The organism is Robertmurraya kyonggiensis, assembly GCF_005116465.1.
GTDB classification, from domain to species: domain Bacteria; phylum Bacillota; class Bacilli; order Bacillales; family Cytobacillaceae; genus Robertmurraya; species Robertmurraya kyonggiensis.
The window spans coordinates 1-1066 of record NZ_SWBM01000083.1 but is presented as its reverse complement, the minus strand read 5'-3'; the positions used below and the strand labels follow the sequence as shown (position 1 = coordinate 1066).

Genomic DNA, 1066 nt, shown 5'->3' with positions numbered 1-1066 from the left:
CACCCACATCACACCAGTGTCATCCCATATCGGACTTAACTCAAAAGGCACATGATGACGCTGCCCTGGCTTGAAAGATCCACCTTTAGGTGATCTCACTTCTTTTTTGAATGGCCTATCGCTTGGAACGGCCTTTTGCTTGGAGTACTTGTCGAGAAGCATATCGAATGTGACCTTTGGCTTCATATCAGATCCTCCGTCTTGAGCCACACTCACTTTCGAAGCTCCAATCTCTGAACGCTTCGTTTTCAGCGCCTTTGGACGACCATGGTGTAGGACGGCCTGACCGCCTACTGCAGCCGGTCTAACCGCCCAGCCAGTCTGACCGCCTGCTGCAGCCGGTCTGACCGCCTATAGTAGAGCAGGCCCAGACGGTTGTAGTCCAGGTGAAACGACCGACCTTTGCCCCCCATGTCCAGAGGCTCTCAATGTGACTTTGAATGTTACCTTTCCATCAGAAGATTTCTCACATGTCACTTCACGGATCAACTCCTTCCCTATCAAAGTGGGTCTTTCATCTCCCACCACCACATTCTTCCCTTTGGTCGATTCAACTTGATGCGGCCGAATCAAAACCTTAGGTGCTGCAGGTCCAAGGTACTGACTGGGAAAGAAGTTTTATCCACCTGCATATCATGAAATCTCAAACGGCCTTCATTTATAGCCAATTGAACTTGCCGACAGAAAACTTTGCAATCATTGATAGCATGCGAATAAGAATTATGAAATTTACAATATGCATGCCTTTTCAACTCTTCCAATGCAGGTATAACATGAGAAATCTTAATGTATCCATGTTTATGCAATTCATCAAAAATGTGATCACATTTAGATACATTAAATGTAAATTTTAATTCTTCTTGCCGACTCTTATGAGCCGGCCTAAGAGATGAACAAGAATAAGCTTCAACTTTAGAAGGCCATGCAAATTCAGCAATATTAACATTATTATCATTATCGGTCGAAACAACGGATTTACAATCAATAGCATGCATATTAACCGACATGATTTAAGACCCTTCTTTTCTTTGTTCATTCAGTTTTGAGCCACTTTAGCTCTAATGTG

2 protein-coding genes are annotated in these 1066 nt (G+C 43.7%); both read right to left on the bottom strand.

Annotated features, from left to right (window positions below):
- Positions 1–216: hypothetical protein (locus tag FA727_RS25745; RefSeq protein WP_136833935.1), on the bottom strand; the 216-nt coding region annotated here is incomplete at its 3' end.
- A gap of 353 nt (positions 217–569) precedes the next feature.
- Positions 570–1007, bottom strand: coding sequence for a hypothetical protein (locus FA727_RS25740; RefSeq protein ID WP_136833934.1), 438 nt, complete (start codon positions 1005–1007; stop codon positions 570–572).
- Positions 1008–1066 lie beyond the last annotated feature (59 nt).

Excerpts from the sequence above, each read along its gene's own strand:
- FA727_RS25740 (WP_136833934.1), bottom strand. The coding sequence starts at position 1,007 with ATGTCGGTTAATATGCATGCTATTGATTGTAAATCCGTTGTTTCGACC.